The sequence below is a fragment of the Streptomyces sp. NPDC059989 genome, assembly GCF_042736975.1.
Taxonomy (GTDB): domain Bacteria; phylum Actinomycetota; class Actinomycetes; order Streptomycetales; family Streptomycetaceae; genus Streptomyces.
In genome coordinates this window covers 19,596-39,449 of the sequence record NZ_JBHWUO010000049.1, presented here as the reverse complement: position 1 = coordinate 39,449, position 19,854 = coordinate 19,596, and the positions used below count along the sequence as shown (strand labels likewise).

General features: G+C 70.3%; 22 protein-coding genes. 5 read left to right on the top strand and 17 right to left on the bottom strand.

Annotated elements, in window-relative coordinates; translation table 11 throughout:
• Window positions 1-10 precede the first annotated feature (10 nt).
• From ACFWBN_RS31720 to ACFWBN_RS31710, 3 genes are all read right to left on the bottom strand, one after another.
• Window positions 11-1,333 (bottom strand): UDP-glucose dehydrogenase family protein, encoded by a 1,323-nt coding sequence (locus ACFWBN_RS31720; RefSeq protein WP_385182514.1) that lies wholly within the window; start codon window positions 1,331-1,333, stop codon window positions 11-13.
• Window positions 1,334-1,390: 57 nt separating this feature from the next.
• Window positions 1,391-2,659 carry a hypothetical protein gene (locus ACFWBN_RS31715; protein WP_385182511.1) on the bottom strand — a complete coding sequence of 423 codons (1,269 nt, stop codon included), beginning with the start codon at window positions 2,657-2,659 and terminating at the stop codon, window positions 1,391-1,393.
• A gap of 62 nt (window positions 2,660-2,721) precedes the next feature.
• On the bottom strand, window positions 2,722-3,951 hold the full coding sequence (locus ACFWBN_RS31710) for an aminotransferase class III-fold pyridoxal phosphate-dependent enzyme (RefSeq protein WP_385182508.1): 1,230 nt from the start codon (window positions 3,949-3,951) through the stop codon (window positions 2,722-2,724).
• Between the two features lie 284 nt (window positions 3,952-4,235).
• Here ACFWBN_RS31710 and ACFWBN_RS31705 point away from each other — a divergent pair, with 284 nt between their 5' ends.
• A complete protein-coding gene (locus tag ACFWBN_RS31705) occupies window positions 4,236-5,624 on the top strand; it encodes a helix-turn-helix domain-containing protein (protein WP_385182506.1) in 1,389 nt (462 codons plus the stop codon).
• Between the two features lie 33 nt (window positions 5,625-5,657).
• Window positions 5,658-6,017: a transposase gene (locus ACFWBN_RS31700; RefSeq protein WP_385182503.1), complete on the top strand. Its 360-nt coding sequence runs from the start codon at window positions 5,658-5,660 to the stop codon at window positions 6,015-6,017.
• Between the two features lie 239 nt (window positions 6,018-6,256).
• Here the strand turns inward: ACFWBN_RS31700 and ACFWBN_RS31695 are convergent, their stop codons facing one another.
• The 5 genes from ACFWBN_RS31695 to ACFWBN_RS31675 form a co-directional block, all read right to left on the bottom strand.
• The gene (locus ACFWBN_RS31695) at window positions 6,257-6,742 is read right to left on the bottom strand and encodes an NUDIX domain-containing protein (protein ID WP_385182500.1); all 486 of its coding nucleotides are present in this window, start codon (window positions 6,740-6,742) and stop codon (window positions 6,257-6,259) included.
• Complete coding sequence (locus tag ACFWBN_RS31690) at window positions 6,739-7,413, bottom strand: class I SAM-dependent methyltransferase (protein WP_385182498.1); 675 nt, start codon at window positions 7,411-7,413, stop codon at window positions 6,739-6,741. The genes ACFWBN_RS31695 and ACFWBN_RS31690 overlap by 4 nt, the downstream gene beginning before the upstream one ends.
• Before the next feature lie 153 nt (window positions 7,414-7,566).
• Window positions 7,567-8,028 (bottom strand): hypothetical protein, encoded by a 462-nt coding sequence (locus ACFWBN_RS31685; RefSeq protein ID WP_385182495.1) that lies wholly within the window; start codon window positions 8,026-8,028, stop codon window positions 7,567-7,569.
• Window positions 8,029-8,209: 181 nt separating this feature from the next.
• Window positions 8,210-8,419 (bottom strand): hypothetical protein, encoded by a 210-nt coding sequence (locus ACFWBN_RS31680; protein ID WP_385182492.1) that lies wholly within the window; start codon window positions 8,417-8,419, stop codon window positions 8,210-8,212.
• A complete protein-coding gene (locus tag ACFWBN_RS31675) occupies window positions 8,416-8,637 on the bottom strand; it encodes a hypothetical protein (protein ID WP_385182490.1) in 222 nt (73 codons plus the stop codon). Before ACFWBN_RS31675 ends, ACFWBN_RS31680 begins: the two co-directional genes overlap by 4 nt.
• Before the next feature lie 204 nt (window positions 8,638-8,841).
• On the opposite strand from ACFWBN_RS31675, the gene ACFWBN_RS31670 reads away from it, so the two are divergent.
• Window positions 8,842-9,921 carry a helix-turn-helix domain-containing protein gene (locus tag ACFWBN_RS31670; protein ID WP_385182487.1) on the top strand — a complete coding sequence of 360 codons (1,080 nt, stop codon included), beginning with the start codon at window positions 8,842-8,844 and terminating at the stop codon, window positions 9,919-9,921.
• Window positions 9,922-9,936: 15 nt separating this feature from the next.
• The gene (locus ACFWBN_RS31665; RefSeq protein ID WP_385182485.1) at window positions 9,937-10,518 is read left to right on the top strand and encodes an HD family hydrolase; all 582 of its coding nucleotides are present in this window, start codon (window positions 9,937-9,939) and stop codon (window positions 10,516-10,518) included.
• Window positions 10,519-10,587: 69 nt separating this feature from the next.
• Here the strand turns inward: ACFWBN_RS31665 and ACFWBN_RS31660 are convergent, their stop codons facing one another.
• A complete protein-coding gene (locus ACFWBN_RS31660; RefSeq protein WP_385182482.1) occupies window positions 10,588-10,806 on the bottom strand; it encodes a hypothetical protein in 219 nt (72 codons plus the stop codon).
• A gap of 380 nt (window positions 10,807-11,186) precedes the next feature.
• On the opposite strand from ACFWBN_RS31660, the gene ACFWBN_RS31655 reads away from it, so the two are divergent.
• Window positions 11,187-11,633, top strand: coding sequence for a hypothetical protein (locus tag ACFWBN_RS31655; protein ID WP_385182479.1), 447 nt, complete (start codon window positions 11,187-11,189; stop codon window positions 11,631-11,633).
• 53 nt (window positions 11,634-11,686) lie between these two features.
• Here the strand turns inward: ACFWBN_RS31655 and ACFWBN_RS31650 are convergent, their stop codons facing one another.
• The 8 genes from ACFWBN_RS31650 to ACFWBN_RS31615 form a co-directional block, all read right to left on the bottom strand.
• Window positions 11,687-14,974, bottom strand: a complete 3,288-nt coding sequence (locus ACFWBN_RS31650; protein WP_385182476.1) for a LysM peptidoglycan-binding domain-containing protein — start codon at window positions 14,972-14,974, stop codon at window positions 11,687-11,689.
• A gap of 29 nt (window positions 14,975-15,003) precedes the next feature.
• A complete protein-coding gene (locus ACFWBN_RS31645; protein ID WP_385182473.1) occupies window positions 15,004-15,450 on the bottom strand; it encodes a pilus assembly protein TadG-related protein in 447 nt (148 codons plus the stop codon).
• 3 nt (window positions 15,451-15,453) lie between these two features.
• A complete protein-coding gene (locus tag ACFWBN_RS31640) occupies window positions 15,454-15,921 on the bottom strand; it encodes a TadE/TadG family type IV pilus assembly protein (protein ID WP_385182470.1) in 468 nt (155 codons plus the stop codon).
• Window positions 15,918-16,268 carry a TadE family protein gene (locus ACFWBN_RS31635; protein WP_385182552.1) on the bottom strand — a complete coding sequence of 117 codons (351 nt, stop codon included), beginning with the start codon at window positions 16,266-16,268 and terminating at the stop codon, window positions 15,918-15,920. The genes ACFWBN_RS31640 and ACFWBN_RS31635 overlap by 4 nt, the downstream gene beginning before the upstream one ends.
• A 123-nt stretch (window positions 16,269-16,391) precedes the next feature.
• A complete protein-coding gene (locus ACFWBN_RS31630) occupies window positions 16,392-16,583 on the bottom strand; it encodes a hypothetical protein (protein ID WP_385182561.1) in 192 nt (63 codons plus the stop codon).
• An 18-nt stretch (window positions 16,584-16,601) separates the two neighbouring features.
• Window positions 16,602-17,483, bottom strand: a complete 882-nt coding sequence (locus ACFWBN_RS31625) for a type II secretion system F family protein (protein WP_385182466.1) — start codon at window positions 17,481-17,483, stop codon at window positions 16,602-16,604.
• Window positions 17,480-18,403, bottom strand: coding sequence for a type II secretion system F family protein (locus ACFWBN_RS31620; protein ID WP_385182463.1), 924 nt, complete (start codon window positions 18,401-18,403; stop codon window positions 17,480-17,482). Before ACFWBN_RS31620 ends, ACFWBN_RS31625 begins: the two co-directional genes overlap by 4 nt.
• A complete protein-coding gene (locus ACFWBN_RS31615) occupies window positions 18,400-19,770 on the bottom strand; it encodes a CpaF family protein (protein ID WP_385182461.1) in 1,371 nt (456 codons plus the stop codon). The genes ACFWBN_RS31620 and ACFWBN_RS31615 overlap by 4 nt, the downstream gene beginning before the upstream one ends.
• Window positions 19,771-19,854: the final 84 nt, after the last annotated feature.

Here is a 19,854-nt window from a genome sequence, read left to right as displayed (position 1 = left end):
GGGCCCGGTTCTACTTGCCGGGTCGTCCGAGCTGGTGAACGGTCCAGCCGGCCGCGCGCCAGGGCTCCGGGTCGAGGATGGTGCGGCAGTCGACGATCAGGGGGGTGGCCGGGCGGGCCGCCAGGTCCTGGGAGTTGGCGTGCTGGTACTCCGGCCATTCGGTGGCCAGGACGACGAGGTCGGCTCCGCCGACGGATGTGGCCAGGTCGTCGGTGTACTCCAGCTCCGGGTTGCGGGTCATGGCGGTGGCCACGGCCTGCGGGTCGTGCACGGTGATGGTGCCGCCGGCCTGCTGGAGCGCGTGGGCGAGGGCGAGGGCAGGGCTTTCGCGGACGTCGTTGGTGCCGGGCTTGAAGGCGGCGCCCCACACTGTGACCCGGGCGCCCTTGATGGGGCGGTCGCCCAGGGCGCGGGTGATGAGGTCCATGGCGACGTCGGTTCGGTTCTCGTTGATCTTCTCGGCGGCGCGCAGGAGGGTAGCGGCTTGGTCGGCGCCGAGCTGGCGGGCGGAGGCGGTGAAGGCGCGGACGTCCTTGGGGAGGCAGCCGCCTCCGTAGCCGATGCCGGGCCTCATGCCGCCGCTTCCGATGCGGGGGTCGATGCCGAGGATGTCCACGATCTGGGAGATGTCGCCGCCCGCCGCGTCGCACATGTCGGCGACTGCGTTGATGTAGGAAATCTTGAGCCCGAGGAAGGTGTTTGCCGCTCCCTTGGCGAGTTCGGCGGTCGCCGGATCGGTGACGAAGATCGGGACGCCGGAGTCCAGGATGGGGGCGTAGACGGCGCGAATCGCCTTCTCCGCCTCGGCGGTGGTGAGGCCGGCGATGATGCGGTCCGGCCGAAGGGTGTCCTCCACCGCGTGCCCCTCGCGGAGGAATTCCGGGTTCCACACGACGTCGACGCGCTCGCCGGCGGGGGCTAGGCGCTGGGCGAGGGCGGTGACCTGGACGGTGGTGCCGACGGTGACCGTGCTCTTGCCGACGATGGTGCACGGCTGGTCGAGGTGGGGGGCGAGTTGGCGGATGGCGCCGTAGACCTGTGCGGTGTCGTAGGAGCGGCCGTCGGCATCGATGGGGGTGCCGACACCGATGAAGTGCAGTTCGGCGAAGTCGGCGGCCTCGCGGATGTCGGTGGTGAACCGCAGGCGACGGCTGGCGGTGTGGCGGGCGAGGAGCTCGGGAAGGCCGGTCTCGTAGATGGGGCACTGGCCGGAGTTCAGGCTGTCGACCTTGGCCTGGTCGACGTCGACACCGATGACTTCGTGACCCAGTTCGGCCATCGCCGCCGCGTGCGGGATGCCGAGGTGCCCGCAGCCGATTACTGAAATGCGCATCCTTGACTCTCATCCTGGGAGGGGCCCGTGTGCGGGGCCGGGGAACAAGCCCAGAGGCTAGCGCCGTTCCCCGACCCCGAGTTCACGCGTTGTCCGCGTTGAGATCAGCAGCCGCTCCAGCTCGCTGATCGCGCAGGCGGCCGTCTGCCGTACGACGACGTCACCGGACTGCGGCGCCTCCAGCGGGTACTCGAACCAGGAGCCGTCCGGACGGGGGAATCCCTCCGGGTCGACGATGAACACCTTGAGGCCTGCCGCGCGGGCCCGCTTGGCCACCCATCGGCGGTCGGCGTGCAGCCCGATCACGACCAGGGCCTTCGCGTCGGGGTGGAAGGTGACCGGCGGGATCCGCTGGTCGTAGCGGCGCATGAATTGCTCCTCGAACCCGGCGCGTGCGCCGAGCGCGTCAAAATTGTTCGTGATGAACGGCCCGACCATGTTTCCGGCCTCCTCCATGCGCTTGAGCGCGTGCAAGGTCGGGGTGACCTCGGCGTTGAAGCAGGCCCGGTACATGTCCGAGAGCTCGCTGACCTTGTCCTCGGTGTTGAGGAGCATCTCCGCGAGCAGCGGGTCCCGGCCCGGCGCGAGGACGAACGTGAAGCCCTTGCCGAGCAGCTCGTCCTCGATCTCGTTGACGTGGTACATCTCGTGGAGCCTGTGCAGCGGCGGGATCCCGGCCTCGTAGGAGACCCCGCAGCCGACCTCGACCTGGAACGGCAGGAAATCCGTGAGCTGCGCCAAACTGTCGGCGTAGACCGGCTGCCCGGGGGAGTCCTTGACCCGGACCCCGTGGGTCAGAACCTCCCACGGCCGACGGCGGACCGTCCGCGGCGGGAACGTGTTGACGGACGTGAACGTGGTATCGATGACCTCGTAGTCCGCCGGAAGCCGGCGGCCCGCCCGCAGATCCTCCGGGTGCAACTCGACGCGGATCATGTGGACGCGCAGGTCACCCAGCTCGAACCGGCCCGGACCGACCTGCTTCCAGCCGCCCTCGGCCAGCATGGCGTGGTTCTGCTCCCACGCCTCCTCGATCTCGGCTTGCGGCGCCGCCACCGAGTGGTACAGGTACAGCTGCTGCATGGCCAGCGACGGCGCCGCGGTGGTGTCCACAAGCCCGTACTGGTGCCAGTAGTGGACGATGCGGCGGCGCGCGTCACCCTCACCCGTCCAGCCGGAGTTGGAGGCGGTCTCCTCCTGCTGGGTGCGCCGCCAGATGCCCTCCTCCTCGAAGCGGGGCCGGTCCGCGGCCAACCCGTAGAAGTCGTGCCACTTGCGGAGCTGGGCCTCATCGAGCTGGTCGATGACCGTGACGGGAAACTGCATGTCGTGTCCTCGATCTCTGAATCGAAACGGTCCGCCCCCTTGGAGGAGGAGCGGCGGGTGGGCTAGCTGAGGGCGGCCACCGCGTCGGCGAGCGCGCCAGTCAGGAAGTCGATCTCCTCGTCGCTGGAGTTCAGCGGGGGCGCGACGACCACGCCCTCGCTGCGCGGGTCACCGGCTCCGGTGAACGGGTAGAAGAAGACGCCGCGCCGCTCGCACTCCTCCATCAGGCGCCAGAGCAGGCCAGGGGCGACCTCCACCCCGTACAGATGACCGACGCCCCGGACGTCCCGCACTGGCGCCCGGCCGGACAGGGATTGCAAAGACGTTCCCAGGAGCTCTCCGCGAGCCGTGAACGCGCCGATGTCCATTGCTTCCAGCTCATCGAGGACCCCGAGGCAGGCCGCTGCCTGGAGAGGGTGGGTGGCCATGGTGCCCATCGCGGGCAGCGGGTCCACGTCCTTGTGCCGCAGCAGCGGCGCGATCTCCGGCGACACCAGCACCGCGCCCACACCGACGTAGCCGGCACCCAAGCCCTTGGATAGGATGACCAGATCGGGCTCGCACTCGTCCCAGTGATGACTCGCCAGAGGCGTGCCGGTGCGCCACAGCCCGGTCAGGACCTCGTCGTGGATGACCAGGACATCCCGCGCCCGGCAGATCTCCGACACCCGCCGCAGGTAACCCCCCGGGGGCGTAAAGGCGCCCCCCGTGGTCCCGTTGACGGGCTCGATCAGTACCGCGGCGACGTTCTCCGCACCCCTGTTGTCGATCGCCCGCGCCACCTCGTCGGCACACAAGGCATCGCACCCGTGCCCTCCATGGGCGTAGCCGTGCGTCGGCGGGTAGGGCGCCGGGAAGGCGGGGCCGAGACCGTACCGGTCTTCTGGGCGGGGGTTGCGGATCTGGTTGCCCGCGACCCCGAGGGTGAACATGCTGTTGCCGTGGTACGACAAGTTGGATGTCAGGATGTCCCCGCGCCGCTTCCCGTCGCGGACCCGCGTGATGTTCCGCGCCAGTGCGACCGCGACCTCCACGCCGAGAGTCCCGCACGTGGTCAGTGCGACGGAGTCCTCTGGGCGGCCCACGGCGCGGCACAGGCGGTGCATCAGCTCCATCTGGATATGGGGCTGGACGGCGGCGGCGCCACCGAACGAGTAGCGGGAGAACTGCTGCTCGATGCGTGAGAAGACTGCGGGACTGCCCTGCCCGACGTTCACGCAGAGGAGGCCGCTCGATCCGTCGAGGATCCGGCGGCCGTCGGCGCGGTGCAGCCAGGGTCCGTTCGATCCCACGACATCGAAGTCCGGCAAGGGCCTGGACGACGTCAGCAGACGTTCGCGACGCGGCAAGTACGAATCCACGGAGAAGTCCCTTCTTGGGAGTGCTCACTGGGTGGGCCGGGAGTGCGCGGCGGTGGTGGACCGCTGCAAGTGCAAGACCACCGCACCAGGACGCGGTACAACAGTCGGTAGCGATAGGGCTGCAAGGAGTTTGCATCTCATGCAAGTACGGACGGCCGCGTGCCGAGTCCCTGCTCTGAGGGGCCACGCAGCCTCGGCTACATCGGGACGGGGTTATGGATGCAGTTCGAAAGCCGCAGGTGACAGCCACAGCGACGGCAACACCAGGCGAGGTGATCCGCACAACGCGCAGAACCCAGGGCATGACCCTGGCCAAGCTCGGGTCGCTGACCGGCTACTCGGCCGCCCAGGTATCCCGCCTAGAGCGCGGAAAGTCCGCCATGACAGACCTCTCCGTACTCCAGAGGTTCGCCCGAGCCCTGGACATCCCACCGCAGGCCCTCGGCCTCGCACCGACCACGGGCGCCGATCCGGACCCACTCAGTCAGCGAACCGGGCCGTATCCCAGCCTGCCCGCCCCTACTCTGGGAATCCCAGGGCGCGAAGGCGGAGAGGACCCGGTGCTGCGGCGAAGGCAACTACTCGCGAACTTGGCGGTCACCGCGGCGGCCGCCATGGGCGCTCCGATCGCCGGCGCCGTTCCGGCCAAGACCGAGGAGGCGCAGCTCGGCGAGACGCTCGTCGCGGGGCTACGCGACGCGATGCTGGGACTCGGCCGCACAGCCCCCGGCATGCCCCTGGACCTGCTTGCGGCGGAACTGCACCGGGCCTCGGCCGACTTCAACGACTGCGCCTACTCCAGCCTCGCCCTTCGGCTCCCACGCCTGATCGCCGCCGGACACCAGTCCACCAGCGACAGCAACAACTTCCGCGTGCTGGCGCAGGCCTACCTCCTGGCGACGCGCATCCTCATCAAGCTCGACGAGCCGCAACTCGGCTGGATGGCAGCCGACCGCGCCCGGCACTTCGCCGCCGCCGGCGGGGTGCCCGTGGCGGTCGCGGAGGCGGCCCGCCAGCAGGCCGTCCTCGCCCGCAAGGCAGGCTGGCACGACCAGGCCCTCACCCTCGCTCTGAACGCCGCCGACGACCCGGCCCTGCGCGAGCTCGGGAACGCGGGCATCGCCCAGCGAGGGCTGCTGGTCCAGTGCGCCGCCTACACCGTCGCCCACCAACGCGATCAAGCCGGCATGCGCGAGCTCACCAGCGAGGCCACCGCCATCGCCAAGAGCCTGGGCGCCGTAACCCACCTTCGGGATACCAATGGTGGGTTCAGCTGGGCCACCGTACAGCTGCACCTGATCTCGGCGGAGAACACCGCCGGCGATCCTTCGGCCGCCATCGCTGCCGCGGATGCTCTTGCCCCCCGAGCGCTCCCCACCACGGAGCGGCGCGCGCTCTACTTCACCGACAGGGCGAAGGCGTTCGCTCAGTGGGGCCGACGAGACGAATGCATTCGTGCTCTCCTCCAGGCCGAGTACTGGGCGCCCCAGGAGACCCATGCCCGCCCAGCTGTGAAGTCGCTCGTCTCCGGCCTGCTGCTCTCCGGGCGCACCACACCCGAGCTCCGAGGCCTCGCCGCCCGTACCGGCGTCGTGCACAGCTAGGCCGTTTCGTTCGGATCATCCGATCGTTGGTGTGTGTCGTTGACTTACGCCCACTGGGCGCGCATTGAGCGGTTGCTGCCGGATCGGACGCTGAAGCGGGGCGGGCGGTGGCGTGATCACCGGCAGGTGATCGACGCGATCGCGTTCAAGTACCGCACGGGCACGCCGTGGATGGACCTGCCCGAGCATTTTGGCTCGTGGAAGGGCGCCCACAACCGGCTGCGGAAGTGGGCCGCCGACGGCACCTGGGAGAAGGTCTTCACCGCCCTGCGCGCCCACCCTGACCCTCGGCTCCAGCAGTACACGAGATCGGTGGCTGCGAGACTCCCGATCCAGATTGAGGCGATTTCAGCCGGACGGCGAGTCGTTCGAGCGGAAGGTGCTGGTGGGTGAGGGCCATCCAGACGCGCAGGTGCGTTGGCATCGTACCGCCCGAGCTGACGGTCCAGCAGCGCCAGGAGTGGGCCATGACCGCGCCCTGGAACCGCAAGCCGGTACCGGTGCCTTCGGAGGAGAAGCTGCCCGAGGCGGAGTGTGTCTACCCGCGTGGTTCTGGGAGTGACGACCCCTGTGACGGCGCCCCCTTTTCCTCATCCGTGCGGGAGAGGGGCGCTGCTGTGTGGGGTGGGGAGTCAGCGCTCCAGGTAGGCGACGGTTCCGGTACGCCGGGCCTCCTCGGTGGCCTTCAGCCGGGCGAAGCCGACCGGCGTCATGATCCCTTCCCACTCCTCCAGCGTGTGCACCCGCAGCTCGGAGTGCTCCTTGGCGTCCAAGGTGATGGCCTGGATCTGCTGGTCAGTGAGCCGGCCACCGTTGAAGATGACCTCGAACTTGTTCAGCGGTCTGCCGGATCCCTGGCTGTAGAAGCAGACCGCGAGAAGCTTCTTCTCGCCCTTGAAGACAATGCCAGTCTCCTCGTGGCACTCACGTACCGCGCACTCCCAGGGTGTCTCCCCGTGGTCCATGTGTCCGCCGGGCCATTGCCAGTTCTGCGCCGTGTGGACGGAGCGAAGCTGGATGGGGCAGCCGGTGGTGTCGGTGAAGTAGAGGCTCGCGCCCGACGTGGCGTTGGCGATGGTCTTGACGTACTCCTCGGGCGGGATCCAGGTGTTCGTCATACGGCCGCCCGCGCGGTGACCAGGAGCGTGCCGAGGGCGCCGTCCGGGGCAGGGATGACCTCGGCGCTGACGTCGGCGAAGCCGTGGCGCTTGAGCAGGTCCGTCCACTGCTCGGGGGTGTGCTGCCAGCGCAGGACTGTCAGCTCCGTCTGCCTGCCCTCCAGCCACTTCCCGCCCATCTCCTGGGCGCCGTACTGGCCCACGATCGGCTCGCGGTGAGAGAAGGCGAAAGTGCCGCCGGGGGCCAGGCGCCGGGCGATACGGGGGAACAGCTCGTCGGGGTCGGTGAACCAGACCGCGCCCCACGTCGAGTAGACGACGTCCCACAGCCGGACGTCCTGGTCGAGGAAGTCGAGTGCGTCCGCACAGACGAACTCCAGGTTCTCCAGGTCGCTCCAGAAGCCGCGGGCCCGGTCCGCCTGGACGGTGGAGAAGTCGACGGCGGTCACCTCCACGCCGGAGTGGGCGAGGAACGCGGCGTTCTCGCCCTCGGCCGGCCCGAGGTCCAGAGCGGTCTTCGGGGTGCCGAGGATCTCGGCGCCGGGGCCGGAGTCCGGGAGACCGGTCCAGTCGAAGCGCTCCGCGGCAGGACGCTGCTGCGGTTCTTCGCCACGGTGGGGTCGGTACTTGTCCCAGTACTCGGCGGGGGTGGTGGGTGCCGCGCTGGACATGAGGCTCCTCGGGAGGTTCTCGGTTCCGGTACGCGTGACGCTACCGGCGGTGCTCCCGAGGTGGGGGCGAAAGCCTGAAACTTGCACAAAAGAGTATAAAAAAGGGCCGGAGCCACCCGAAGGTAGCCCCGGTCTGTCTCGTTCATGTTCGGGTCAGTGGCAGTTGGAACCCGGATGGCAGGGGCCGCACTTGGCGTAATCCGCCTCCCACAGCTTCCAGTCGACCTCGAACCCGTTGTGGTGGATGATCTGCGCGGTGCGCTCCACCGAGCCGTCGTTCTTGAACACGATCTCGGGGATGTGCTCCAGGAACCGGCCGCCGAAGTGCTTGTGCGAGAACTCGCGATAGTTCTGGGTGTCCAGGATGAACACGTGCACGGCGATGTCCACGATCCGGCCGCAGCACATTTCGAGCTGCTGGCCGTACTTCTCCATCGCGGTGACGAGGTACGAGACGGCCGCGTAGAACAGGCGGGTGGCCATCACCTCGTCGAACGGGTAGTCGCGCATGAGCAGGGTGACCTCGCGGTCCCACACCTCGGGGCTCACGTAGTCCCGGGGGTTGCGGTACGTCCGCTCCTCCGGCTGGGCCGGTGCGGTCAGCATGACGGTCATGGCTGTGCTCCTCTCGATTGCTTTCGAGTGGTGCATGGGTGGCGCGCCGGGGATCACGTCCCCAGACTGTTCCCGACGCCGTTCCTCTCCGTGCCGACTGCCGGTCAGGTTCGGAGAGGAAGATGCGAACCTGCCCCGGGCGCTGGTGCTGTAGGAGGTGCGGGGCGGGAAGTCGACGGGTTCAGCGGGCGTCGGCCTGACGCAGGGCCTGGTGGTCATTCACCACCCACTCCGTGCCGCCGCCCTCGGGACGCAGGAAGACTGCTTCCGGGATGAGACGCTGGGTGCGGGGGTCCTCCCACTCGCCGATGAACTGCACGATGCCCTCGCGGTCTTGGGTGGGGTCGAAGATCCGGGCTCCCTCGAAGAGCCAGGAGGGGCGCCTGCTCATGTCGTCTCCTCCTCGGCGCCGTCCTCGCCGATGCGGGCGTGTAGGGCGCCGAGCCTGCGCCACCCTCGTTCCGCTCGCGCCCGCAGGGCCGCGGATGGCTGGCCGTACACCTCGGTGACGTCGGCTCCGACAGCAAACGCGTCCCAGGGGATGCGCTCGGTGGGCTGGTCTTCGAGCTGTCGGGCCAGGGGCTGGCGGGGGAGTTCGGGGCCGGGCATCGAGCGCTCCTCTCCGAGGGGGTGCAGCGGGACGCAGGGGACCGGGGAGGTACGATTGCGCCCCGTTGCCGGGGGTGCGGCGTCAACCTCGGTCCCATACAAGGGGCCTGGCCGATCCCGCGAGATGAACCTACGGTCGCACTGAGTGCGGTAGGACTGACTGCGGGTACGTGTTTCGGTAGGGGCCGCACCGGGGAGCGCGCGATGGCCACGAGACCAATCACCGGCACGATCGCGGGCTTTGTGCTGCGTACAGCGCGGGAGTCGGTGCCGCTCACTCAGGCGGGGATGGCCGAGGCTTTGGGCGTGGACCTGGCGACGGTGCAGGGCTGGGAGTCGGGTCGGCGGCCGGTAGCGAACATGAGGGCGGTGGATCTGCTTGGGCTGCGGCGGAGGCTGGCCGGGCTCGGTGCGGACGCGGCGGTCGTCGCCCTGCTGGACGCGGCGATGGACGCGGACCGGATCATCGCGGCCACGCTCCAGCCCGCCGACGGGGTGCACCCTCTCGCGGAGTGGGTGCACACACGGGACACCGCCCACATGCTCGCCTGGGCGCTCACCGGCACCCGGCCGCCGTCCCTTGCGGGTGTTCCGTCCCCGCGCCGGAGGGGGCCAGCAGCGGCTTCTCCGCTTCTTCCCGCGCTGGACCGGTCGGCGTTCTTCGGGCGGCTGCGGAACACGGCGGAGGCGGCTCCGCGGACCGATGCCCAGGGTGTGCTCTTGCATCGTCAGGCCCTGTACCTGACCTCGTACGACAAGAGCGCGGAGGCGGTGGTCTGGACCGCGCAGGCGTTGCATGCCCGGCGTGGCCTGCTGGCCCGGCGGGGGTGGACGCCGCAGTGGGCGGAAGCGCGTTCGACGGCTACCGCGCTCGCGAGGCTGGGGGATCCGGTGCCGTTGCTCGACTTCATCGAGCGGGCGATGGTGGACGACGACGCGGGCGAGGCCGCGAACCTGAACTACTGGGCCTACTGGCTGGGCGGAACCCCGTTACCGCAGTCCGACGACATGTTCATGCGCGACCGTCAGCTCACCGGCTGGGATCCCGTCACGCTCCTGCGGGGCCTGACGTACGGCCTGCACCACGCCCCGGGGTACGTCGACCTGTACGCGCACACGATGTGGGCCTTGCTGACAGCCCACCCGTGGCTGCCGCAGGCGTCCGGCCTGCTGGTGCGGGACCTGGCGGAGCGTACCGAGCACCTGTTGGACGGGGGCGGTATCTCCGAAAGATCCCGGCGCGAACTCACCACCGTGCATTACGTTCTTCGTGATCGAACCTGAACCGGAGGTCAGCAGATGGCAGACGAGACGGCGAACGCCCAGGGCACCGCCGGATTCCTCTTCGAGATGGGCGTGCTCAAGAATGCGAAGCGGACCGGCTGGTGGTTCACCGGAAACAACAACCCGGAGTCGATCGCCGAGCACTCGTTCCGTGTCGGCATCGTCGGCGCTGTCTTGGCGATGATGGAAGGCGTCGACCCCGCGAGGGTGGCGCTGATGTGCCTTTTCCACGACACGCAGGAGACCCGGATCGGGGACATCCCGCACATCGGCCGCCGCTACATCGACGCGGCCTCGAACGAGACCGTCACCGCGGACCAGGTCTCTGCCGCGCACCCGGCGGTCAAGGCTGGCGTGCAGCGGGTGGTGGGCGAGTACGAGAGCGGCGACACGCCTGAGGCGATCGTGGCCAAGGACGCCGACAAGCTCGAATGCTTGGTGCAGGCGGTGGAGTATCGGGCCCAGGGCTACAGCCTGGTGCAGGACTGGATCGACACATCGCTGAACAGCCTCAAGACGGCGTCCGCCCGGGAACTCGCCGAGGCCGCGCTGACAATGTCGCCCCTGGAGTGGCGGAAGACCTTCCTGGGGCAGTAGCCGGCTCTGCAAACTACGACGCCGCCGCCCCGGCACCGAGCCGGCCAGCGGGGGCTTCGCCCTGTCCCGCTACTTGACGTCGCAGATGCCGCGCCAGTCGACGGTGCCGTCTCCGACTCCTGTGTACCGGCTGCGGCAGTCGTCTCGGCTGCTGCTAGGGCTGCTGTCGGATCCGTCGACTGCGGCGAGGATGCCGCCGAGCACCATGAGGCGGATGATCAGGCCGCATCCGATGGCGCAGCCACCGCTGACGAGTTCGACCTTGTCGACGGGTGGCGGGGTGCTCACGGGAGTCGCCGGTGACTGGAGTGGAGCGGTTCGGTTACTGGTGACTGATCCGGGCCCGGGTGACCGGTCACCGACCACCGCCCCCGCAGCGGGCCGTGGGGCTGGTGACTTGCGCGGACAGGGCCGGTCAGTACTGACACGATCCTCGCGTGACCGATCCCGGCTCCGGTGACTGGTGACCGATCCGGGCGCCGGTCATGGGTGACCGATCGGCGGCTCGTCGGTCACCGGTCATGACCGATTCCCATGTCATCGGTCATCACAACTCCAGACCCCGACTGCTGCCCGCGCCGTGGGCCGTTTGCTTGGTGACTTGCGCGGAGCGGGCCGGTGAGTGGAGGCCGCTACGCTGACCGGTCACTGACTGGGGAGGCTGTGCGATGACTTCCGTGCTGCGTGTCGATTCCGACGGCGGAACGACCTTGATGCCGTGGCCTGATGATGAGCTGCAACGGGGCTTGCTGATCCGGGCTGTGGTCGGAGGCCCGGCGGATACCGCGGTCTACCACCGCCGTGCCGTGCTCCACGTGCACGGCAACGGGCAGTCCGAGCGTCTACCGCTGAACCTGGCCGCGTGGGTGCTGGCTTCGGTGTGGCGGGGGATCGAGCTGCCGTACGGTTTTCACGGAACGGTGATGGTGACCGGTCCGCAGTCCCAGGAGCTGGATGCGGACCTGGTGGCGGTGGTTCAGGCTGTGTGCGTGGCGGTGGCCGAGGTACGGGCGGAGTGGCAGAACCGCCCGCCGGCCAGCGAGCGTGCCGCGCGCGCCGAGCTCCTGGCCGCGGCCCGCTACGCCTGGGATGCACGGCGCGCTCCGACGGCCTGAGCGGCTCTACGGCCGCGGGACACACCCCGCGGCCGCACGAGCGCGAGACGGTGTCAGGCCCGCACCGTGTGTCCTTCGGAAGGGGCGGGCTTGCCGGAGAGGACCAGGGTGATGGTGTCCTCGGTGGCGTCCTCGAGGGCGAGGTCGTAGGTGCGTGCCATCTGCTGGATGCGAGCGACGGTGCGGCGGACCGCGGCCTCGTTGCCCGCGGCCCATTCGATGGTCAGCAGGTCGCGGTAGAGGACTTCGGAGGTCTCTTCGACTTCCAGGCCCTTGTGCACGGTGCGGCGGGCGGCATCCAGATCGGGCAGGGCACCGTCGGCATGCCAGCGGGCGAGGGTGTGCGCGGTGTCGGTGATCCTGGAGAGCATGTCCTGGATGACCGGGTCCGCCCAGGGCAGCGTCCGGCCGTCGAACGGCTTGCCCCGTACGAGCGCCATCGCCGCCTCCAGATCCTCGATGCCGTGAAGGGGGCCCGCGGCAAGACCTCGGCAGGCGAGGTCCTGGAAGAGCTCCCAGTCGGAGGTGACCGCGGGGTGGAAGGTGTATCCGGCTCCCGTCTTGGGGCGGGGGAGCAGCGGCTGGCCGTCGGTGTGCAGGCCGATGGCGCTGCGCAGTTCGGACAGGCGTGAGTGCAGGGTGCGGGTGGACCAGGGGTTCGCGTAGTCCATCGCGGAGCACAGGGTTTCGGCGCTGCGGCCGGGGCGCAGGTGGATGTACGCGGCGATGGCGGTGGTGCGCGGGCTGTGTGCGGAGATGCCGCTGCCGGTGATCCGCAGCGGCCCCAGTACGTCGATGCGCACGCCGGTGCGGTCTTCTTCGGGAGCGGTCGGGTGGGGGAGCTGCGGGGATCGGGGTGCGACCCCGGTGACAGGGGTGCCTGCCTGGGCTGCCGCCTCGGGCGTTGCGGCGTCGTTTGCGTCCATCGTGCCCGTGTCCGTCGTATCCCCGGTTCCCGCGGTCGCGGGTTCTGAGCTGTCGGGTGTGGGGCCTGTGCTGGTGACTGCGGTGAGGAGGGCGGGGAAGGGGTTGCCCGGGTCAGGGTCTCCTTGGCCGGCGGGGTGAACGATGAGCGGGGCTCCGCCGGCGGCGGCCTGGCCGTGGTCCTCGGCGCTTTCCCACGGTCCGGTTGCTGCTTCGGGTTCCTGGGTGGAGACCGTGAGGGCGTGGACGTACTGCCGGTACTGCTCGTCGCTGATCCGTTGGAGGTCCACCTGGGTTTCCAGGATGCCGACGTTGGCCTCCTGGTCGCGGTGGACGTTGATGACTTCGGCGTGGGGGAAGGCGAGTCGGGCCGCAGGGCCGGCGGGCAGGACCACCCCGGTGTTGAGGGTGCGGGCCGCCGCGAGAGCGTCGGCGAGCTGCACCAGGTGCTCCTCGTCCGTCTCGCCGGCGTTGACGGCCAGCCATGGCAGGACCTGTTCGCCGCTCTGGTGTGCTTCCAGCATCAGCTCCCCGAGGTCGGCGGCGACGGCGGGCAGGTGCGGCAGGGTCCGGATGCGGCCCTGGGGGAGCAGACCGGCCAGCCGCGTCCCCAGACCACTGGTGAGGACCTCGCTGTAGTCGGTCCACGCACAGGTCCCCAGTTCCAGCGCGATGGCTCGTGCGACCTCCAGCACCTCTTCTTCGTCACCGTCCAGGAGCAGGACACGGCAGGTCATCAGGTCGACCAGGACCAGGCCCTGGTTGTCGGCGCCGAGGGTGACCAGTCCGGGGTACGGGGCGTGAACCTCCCGGGAGCGTTCGGCGGTGAGGAGTTCGGCCTGCGGATCGAGTGCCCACACTCGCGGGGCGGCCCCTGCGGTGAACGGTGCGACGGGCTGTGCGGGTTCGTCCAGCAGCAGGCTCACCCCGTCGGACCCGAGACGCGCACCGCGCAGTGCGGGGAGGGTCTGTCCGGTGTCGGCGGCGTGGTGGGCGAGGGTGCGCAGCACACGGTCCAGCAGCTCGATGCCGGCGGGCTCGGAGGTGGCGGTGAGGACCTGCTCTAGCACGCTGGGCTCCTGGTCCTGGGCGATGGTCTGTCCGGCGCGACGCTGGCGCTGCTGAAGGATCCTGCGCACGCCCAGGGCGCCGGCGAGGGACGCCGCGAGGAGCGTTCCGATCCCGCCGATCAGCGCCCAGTTGATGGCGGCGGTGTCCCGGCTCTGCGCGGATGCCGGGGCCCCGGCAGCACGATCGGGTGTCGGTGCGGCCGGAGCGGAGGACTGCGCCGACGGTGCGTTTGACGGGCCGGCGGTCGGCGCGGCCGGCGTTGCGGCTCCGGTCGTGCCGGGAGCCGGCTGGGTGGATGGTGCGGGGGATCCCTCGGCCGTGGGGCCGGGGTCGGGGGCGGCTTCCTGAGGTTGCGCCGGGGGCGCCGGGGAAGCAGGCGTCGCCGGGGCCGGGGAGGCGGCGAGGGTGAGGTGTTGGCCGGGGTGGATGAGGTCGGGGTCGGTGAAGGTGCCGCCGCCGGGGAGTGGGCTGCCCTGGTTCAGCTCGAAGATCTGCATGTACTGGTCGGCGGCGCCGAGCTGTTCGGCGGCGATGGCGGAGAGGCTGTCGCCGTCGCGGACCGTGTAGACGGTGGGGGCCGGGCTGCCGGCCTGGTGTGGTGCGGCTCCGTGGTCCTGGGCGGGGCGGGCATCGGCGGGGAGGTGGAGCGTCCATCCGGGCTGGATGGGTCGTTCGGCGTGGAAGGTCAGCCCGTCGGGCATGGGGCGGTTTTCGTTGAGTGCGGCGATCTCCTCCCATCGCTGACCGTCTCCCAGGGTTTTCTCGGCGATCGACCAGAGGCTCTCGGCCGGCCGTGCGTCCTGCACTGTGTACGTGGCCTGCGTGCTGCCTGCGCCGAATGGGGATCCTGCCGAGGGGGCGGGAGAGTTCGCGGCTGGGGCGCCGGGGATGGCGGCCGCGGTGATGCTCGTGGTGGTGGCCGCGGGTGTGGCGGAGGCGGGTGCGGCCAGGGCCGTACCGGTGGGCAGGGCGAGCAGTACGGCGCCCACGAGGGCGGCGGCGGCCCGCTGTCCGATGAGGCCGCGGATCTGGGGTGCGGCCCGCCCGCGCAGCTGCGCGGGGATTTCCAGAAGTACCGCGCAGGCGAACAGGGCCCAGCCGATCCAGCCGGCGATGGCGAGGGCGAGGAGGAAGACCTGCCCGGAGTCGTCGGTGGAGAACAGGGAGCCGAGGGCGGCGATGCCGGGCGGCCCGACGAGGGAGGTGGCCCACCACAGCAGTAGGGGCAGACCGCCCAGCAGGGTGAGCAGGACGGCCAGGCTCAGCAGGCCGCGCGCCACGGCGGCCGCCGTCCGAATCGAGCTGCGGGCCGGACGCGGCGTGCGGGCCCGGGGGGTTGTCGACATGGGGGGTCCTTCTCCCTACAAGGGGGCTGTTACTGGGGTTCGGTCACGCCGTGCAGGAGGCGGGCTGCGCCGTGGCCGCGGACGTTCATGGAGCCGATGCCCACGATGGACAGGAACTTGGTGGGGTAGGCGCCGCTGACGGTGACCGTGAGTTGGGTGCGGTCCGCGGACAGGGCGACGCTGCCTTGGGCGCCGGCCCGGGCGAGGTAGGCGTAGGCGGCGGACTGCGCGGCCTCGGGATCGACGCGCACTGCGCTGCCGGTGACGGCGGCGGCGGGGTCGATGGCCTGGCCCGCGGCCCGGGCCGCCTCCATGGCGACCGCGTCGGCGCGTTCGGTGGCGCGCAGTTTGCCGCCGCCGTCGATGGCGAGACCGATGATGCCCAGCAGGGCGATGGTGCAGATCGCGGTGTAGACGGCGATCCCGCCCTCGTCCCCGCGCAGGCGCTCGCCCCGACGGGTGCGCGGTGCCGGCATTGGTCAGCCCTCCCTGGATCTGTATGCGTCCACCACGGACGTGAACGAACTGGTCATGGTCTTGCTCCCGGGCACCCCGGGCAGCAGGAGGTCGGAGAGTGGCACGGTGCAGGAGATCGTGACGGTGACGGTGCCGACCTGGCCGAGGGGGACGGCCAGCCCGGAGGAATCGATGCTCGTGGATGTCGAAGCGCAGCGGATGCCCTGGTCGTTGAGGGAGCGGGCGGCCGCGGCGGAGGCTTCGGCCTGCGCGCTGCCGTACGTACGGGAGATGGACGCGGCGCGGGCGGCGTCCTCGGCGGCCGCGTCGACCTTGGCGCCGGAGGTGACGATCCGCCCGCCGGCGATCGCCATACACAGCAGCATCAGGAGCAGCGGGGTGACGATGGCGGTGGCGATCGCCTCGCTGCCCCGGTCCTCCCGCAGCCGGTTTGTCCACCGCAGCCGGCGGCGGCTCTTCACCAGGTTCATGGCGTCGTCCACCGTTCACGTGGAGCCGAAGCGGACTGCGACACCGATAACCCCGACAGGCCCGGCAGCATGGACGGGGCGCTGCCGGTCACGGTCACCCGTACGTCGGTGGCCGTACTGCCCGAGGTGCTCACGGTCGGGGCGCGCAGGCTGTCGCCGGCAATCCGGCCGAGGGTCTCGCGGGCCCGGGCGGCGCCTGCGCTGTCGGGTGACTGGTAGGTACGGGCGGCGGCGACGCCTTCGCGGGCCGCGGTCAGCGCGATGTTGCGGGCGTGGACCCACATCGAAGCCTGCACCACGGCCACGGTGACCAGGATGACGAAGGGGAACACGATCGCCATCTGGATCGATGACTCCCCCCGGTCGCCCCGGCCCCGGAGGCTGCGGGCCCTCTGCCCCGGCTCCGCCTGGCCCTTGACGTTGTTGTGCGGCACCCGTCCTCCCAGCTCGCCCTTTCGCTCTCCGCCTGCTCAGACCCCGGAGAGGCTGGTGTTGTAGCGGGCGATGACGACCGCGATGGTTCCGGCGATGGCGAGAGCTCCGGCGGTCGCGGCAACCCAGATGATGATCGTGGTGATCGAGATGTCGCCCCGGTCGCCGGCTCCCCCCTGCTCGATACGGGACTTCATCCACTGGGACATACGGATCACGTACTTGGTCATGACGGTGACTCCCTTGGGTCAGGTGTTGAGCATGCGGATGACGGCCGGGAAAGCGATCAGGAGCATCACCAGAACGGCGAGGAGCGCGCCGGGGGCGGTCATCTTCTCGCTGTCGGCGTTCGCCTCGGCCGCCTGCGCGGCGAGGAGCTCGGTGCGCAGGTTCTTCGCGCGTGAGCGCAGCGTGGCGTAGACGGAGGCGCCGTCGTCGGCGGACTGCCGCATGATCGCCGCGAGGTCGTCCAGGACGGGCAGGTCGAGCTCGGCGGTCAGGCGGGCCAGCGACTCCCAGTGCGGGACCTTGTCGACCCGGGAGCGGGCCAGCGCCTGCTGGATCCGGACGAAGGCCCAGCCCTGCCCGGTCTGGGCGGCCTGCTCCATGGCCTGCTCCGCCGAGACGTTCCCGGCGCGGCGCAGCGCGACCAGATCCAGGTAGGCAGCCATGGCGTGCGCGAACTCGGCGCGGGCCCGCTTGGCCTTGTCCCGCAGCGCCAGGTCCGGGGTGAACCAGAGCAGAGCTGCGGCCAGGAGGCCGACGATGGCGGGGAGGTAGAGCGGCAGGCCGAGCAGCAGGAGCGGGATCGTGGACAGCGGTGGCAGCAGCAGGCCACCGCCAGCCAGGGCCACCTTCGTCAACAGGAACTTGGCCGGGGTGGTGCCGGTCAGCGCGAGGTCCTTGTGGGGGATCCGTACGCCCGGTACGTTGGCGAGGTGCTCGACCAGCCACCGGCCCCACCGCTCGTCCCGGTCGACGAGCTCCTCATCGCTGCGTAGGGGTGCGGGTTCGTTCAGGCGGCGCAGCGCCGGCCCGAGTGCCGGCGCGGGGCGCAGGACCTCACGGATCAAAAGCGCCATACCGGCGCCGATCGTCGCACCGGCCAGGAGCGCGGGCACGGGAATCATGCGGACACCTCCACACCCTCAACGACGGCGAGCGGCGCCGGTGGGACAGCGCTGCGGGGGTCGGCAACCAGGAAGCGGGGGACCGGCTTGGTGTCGGCGATCTGCCGCATCAGCGCGAGGACGCCGACGAAGCCGGCGGCGAGGACGGCCAGGACCAGCTGCCCGATCAGGGTGCCGTAGGGGGCGGTGTAGGAGGGGATGAGGAAGCCTGCGCCGACGACGCCGAGAGTGATGATGGTCATCCACCGCATCGTGGTGCGCGGCTTGGCCCGGTCCGCCTCGATCGCCCGCCTGCGCGAGACCTCCTCGTGGACGGACTCGGCCAGGTCGTCCAGCGCCTGCGCGAGCCCGGGGCCGCGGTCGGCAGCCGACAACACCAGGGCGGCGACCACCTTGTCGGCCGTTACGTCGTCCAGGGCGTCACCGAACAGGCGCAGCGCATCGGTCGGCCGCCACCCGATGTGGAGCCGGTCCACCAGGTCCCCGACCTCGGCGGCGATCTCCTCGGGACAGCCCTTACGGGAGATCTGCAGCGCCTCGTCCAGGCCACGACCCAGCCGCAGCACGTTGGCCAGGCGCTGGGTCCAGTCGCCGAGCGCCTCCAGCTTCCCGATCCGGGCGGTGGCCGACTTCGTGGGCGCCAGCAGCCACGGCACCCCGACCACGGCCAGGAACACCAGCGCCCCGGCCACGAAAACGCCCGTCACCAGCCACAGCAGCACCCCTGCCAGTGCCCCGCCGACCAGACGCGTCCGGCGGGCCATCCGCTGGTCCCGCCCCGCCAGCCGGCGGCCCGTACGGACCCGGGCGGCCAGCGTCGGCCCCTGGGGCGCGTATGTTCCGACGATCCCGACAACCAGCCCCACCAGCCCGCCCGCCAGCGCGAGCCCGGCCAGCACCCACAACAGCAGAACGGTCACAGAGCCGCCCCCTCGTCGAGCAGCAGCTGCAAAGGAGCGGCCCACGCCCCGCCCGGCACATTCAGCAGAGCGGCGTCGAACCCGGCACGACGCAGGTCGTTGATGCACCGCGGGTGCATCAACGGCACGGCCCGGTGCTCGGCCCACTCCGGACGGGGCCCGAAGATCGCGTTCGTCTCCGGCCGCCCGCCCTCCCCGATGCCGGTGACCTCCAGCACGTGCGAGACGAAACGGTGGCGGTGGCCGCCGATCTTCGTCTCGTCGACGGAGGAGACGAACACGATGAAGTGCAGCCCGTTCGCCGCCTGCCGGTAGGCGAGCGCCTCGGACATGTTCGCCTGGGCGAGCAGGTACAGCTCGGCGATCCGGTCGAAGACCACCGAGGGGTGGATGGCGTGCAGCGTGCACAGGTTGCCGCCCGCACCGTTCGTCATCGCCTGCAGCATGGCCACGATCTCCGGCCCGCGCACCTCACCGACCACGATCCTCGTCAGCGTCATGCGCAGCGCCCGGTACATCAAGTCCATCAGCGTGATCTCACCGGCCGCCTGACCTGCGACCACCTCGCCGTTGGACTCACGCGCCTCCATCGGCACGACCTGGCGGTGGTAGTTGTTCTCGTGGGCGAACAGCTCGTACTCGGTCTCCAACGTGGCGAACCGCTCGTCGGGGTCGATCTCCTTGAGGAGCGCGCGCAGCAAGGTGGTCTTGCCGGCAGCCTGCCCACCGACGACCATGACGTTCTTCTCAGCACGTACGCACGCCCGCAGGAACGACTCCAGGGTCGTGTCGAGCATCCCGCGGTCGACCAGTTCGGGCATGTCGGCGTGGCGCAAACTGTGCCGGCGGATCGTCACATAGGTGCCCGGCGTGACATCGATGACGGCCTGCAGCCGGGATCCGTCCGACAGCCGCAGCGCGAGGAACGGATCCGCAGTCGACAGGCTCCTCTCGCTCTGCCCGGTCGTACGACGCGCGAGATCCCGCAGAAGCTCACGCAGCTCCTCATCCGAGTCGGCCACCGGCGCCACCCGCAACCGGCGGCCGTCGGTGAAGTCCAGCCACACGTCGGAGAACCCGTTGATGAAGATGTTCTCCACCAAGGGGTTGTCCAGGTGCTGCTGGAGCCGCCCGGCCCGGAACTGGAGATCGAACACGGCCTGCGCGATCGCCGCGTCCTCCGCGGCACTGGTCGCGGCACCACGCTTGACTGCCTCGGCATCCGACCACACCGCCACCTGCTCGTTGATCAGATGCCGGCCCTGCTGCTCCTGCGCTGCCGGGCTCATACCGGGACGGGCCCGAAGGAGATCGGTCAGCCGCTCCCCGACCTCCTTCTTGATCAGCCGTACCGCCGCATAGTCCACGGCCGCCGCCGACGGAAAGAGGCCAGGGGGAGTGGTCCGAGGGTCAGTGCTCCCCGTACCGGCGGCACCAGCGGGCCGGTACGG

Coding starts and splice junctions, on each gene's coding strand:
- ACFWBN_RS31720 (WP_385182514.1), bottom strand. CDS start 1,333: ATGCGCATTTCAGTAATCGGCTGCGGGCACCTCGGCATCCCGCACGCG.
- ACFWBN_RS31715 (WP_385182511.1), bottom strand. CDS start 2,659: ATGCAGTTTCCCGTCACGGTCATCGACCAGCTCGATGAGGCCCAGCTC.
- ACFWBN_RS31705 (WP_385182506.1), top strand. CDS start 4,236: ATGGATGCAGTTCGAAAGCCGCAGGTGACAGCCACAGCGACGGCAACA.
- ACFWBN_RS31695 (WP_385182500.1), bottom strand. CDS start 6,742: ATGACGAACACCTGGATCCCGCCCGAGGAGTACGTCAAGACCATCGCC.
- ACFWBN_RS31690 (WP_385182498.1), bottom strand. CDS start 7,413: ATGTCCAGCGCGGCACCCACCACCCCCGCCGAGTACTGGGACAAGTAC.
- ACFWBN_RS31685 (WP_385182495.1), bottom strand. CDS start 8,028: ATGACCGTCATGCTGACCGCACCGGCCCAGCCGGAGGAGCGGACGTAC.
- ACFWBN_RS31680 (WP_385182492.1), bottom strand. CDS start 8,419: ATGAGCAGGCGCCCCTCCTGGCTCTTCGAGGGAGCCCGGATCTTCGAC.
- ACFWBN_RS31675 (WP_385182490.1), bottom strand. CDS start 8,637: ATGCCCGGCCCCGAACTCCCCCGCCAGCCCCTGGCCCGACAGCTCGAA.
- ACFWBN_RS31670 (WP_385182487.1), top strand. CDS start 8,842: ATGGCCACGAGACCAATCACCGGCACGATCGCGGGCTTTGTGCTGCGT.
- ACFWBN_RS31665 (WP_385182485.1), top strand. CDS start 9,937: ATGGCAGACGAGACGGCGAACGCCCAGGGCACCGCCGGATTCCTCTTC.
- ACFWBN_RS31655 (WP_385182479.1), top strand. CDS start 11,187: ATGACTTCCGTGCTGCGTGTCGATTCCGACGGCGGAACGACCTTGATG.
- ACFWBN_RS31650 (WP_385182476.1), bottom strand. CDS start 14,974: ATGTCGACAACCCCCCGGGCCCGCACGCCGCGTCCGGCCCGCAGCTCG.
- ACFWBN_RS31645 (WP_385182473.1), bottom strand. CDS start 15,450: ATGCCGGCACCGCGCACCCGTCGGGGCGAGCGCCTGCGCGGGGACGAG.
- ACFWBN_RS31640 (WP_385182470.1), bottom strand. CDS start 15,921: ATGAACCTGGTGAAGAGCCGCCGCCGGCTGCGGTGGACAAACCGGCTG.
- ACFWBN_RS31630 (WP_385182561.1), bottom strand. CDS start 16,583: ATGACCAAGTACGTGATCCGTATGTCCCAGTGGATGAAGTCCCGTATC.
- ACFWBN_RS31625 (WP_385182466.1), bottom strand. CDS start 17,483: ATGATTCCCGTGCCCGCGCTCCTGGCCGGTGCGACGATCGGCGCCGGT.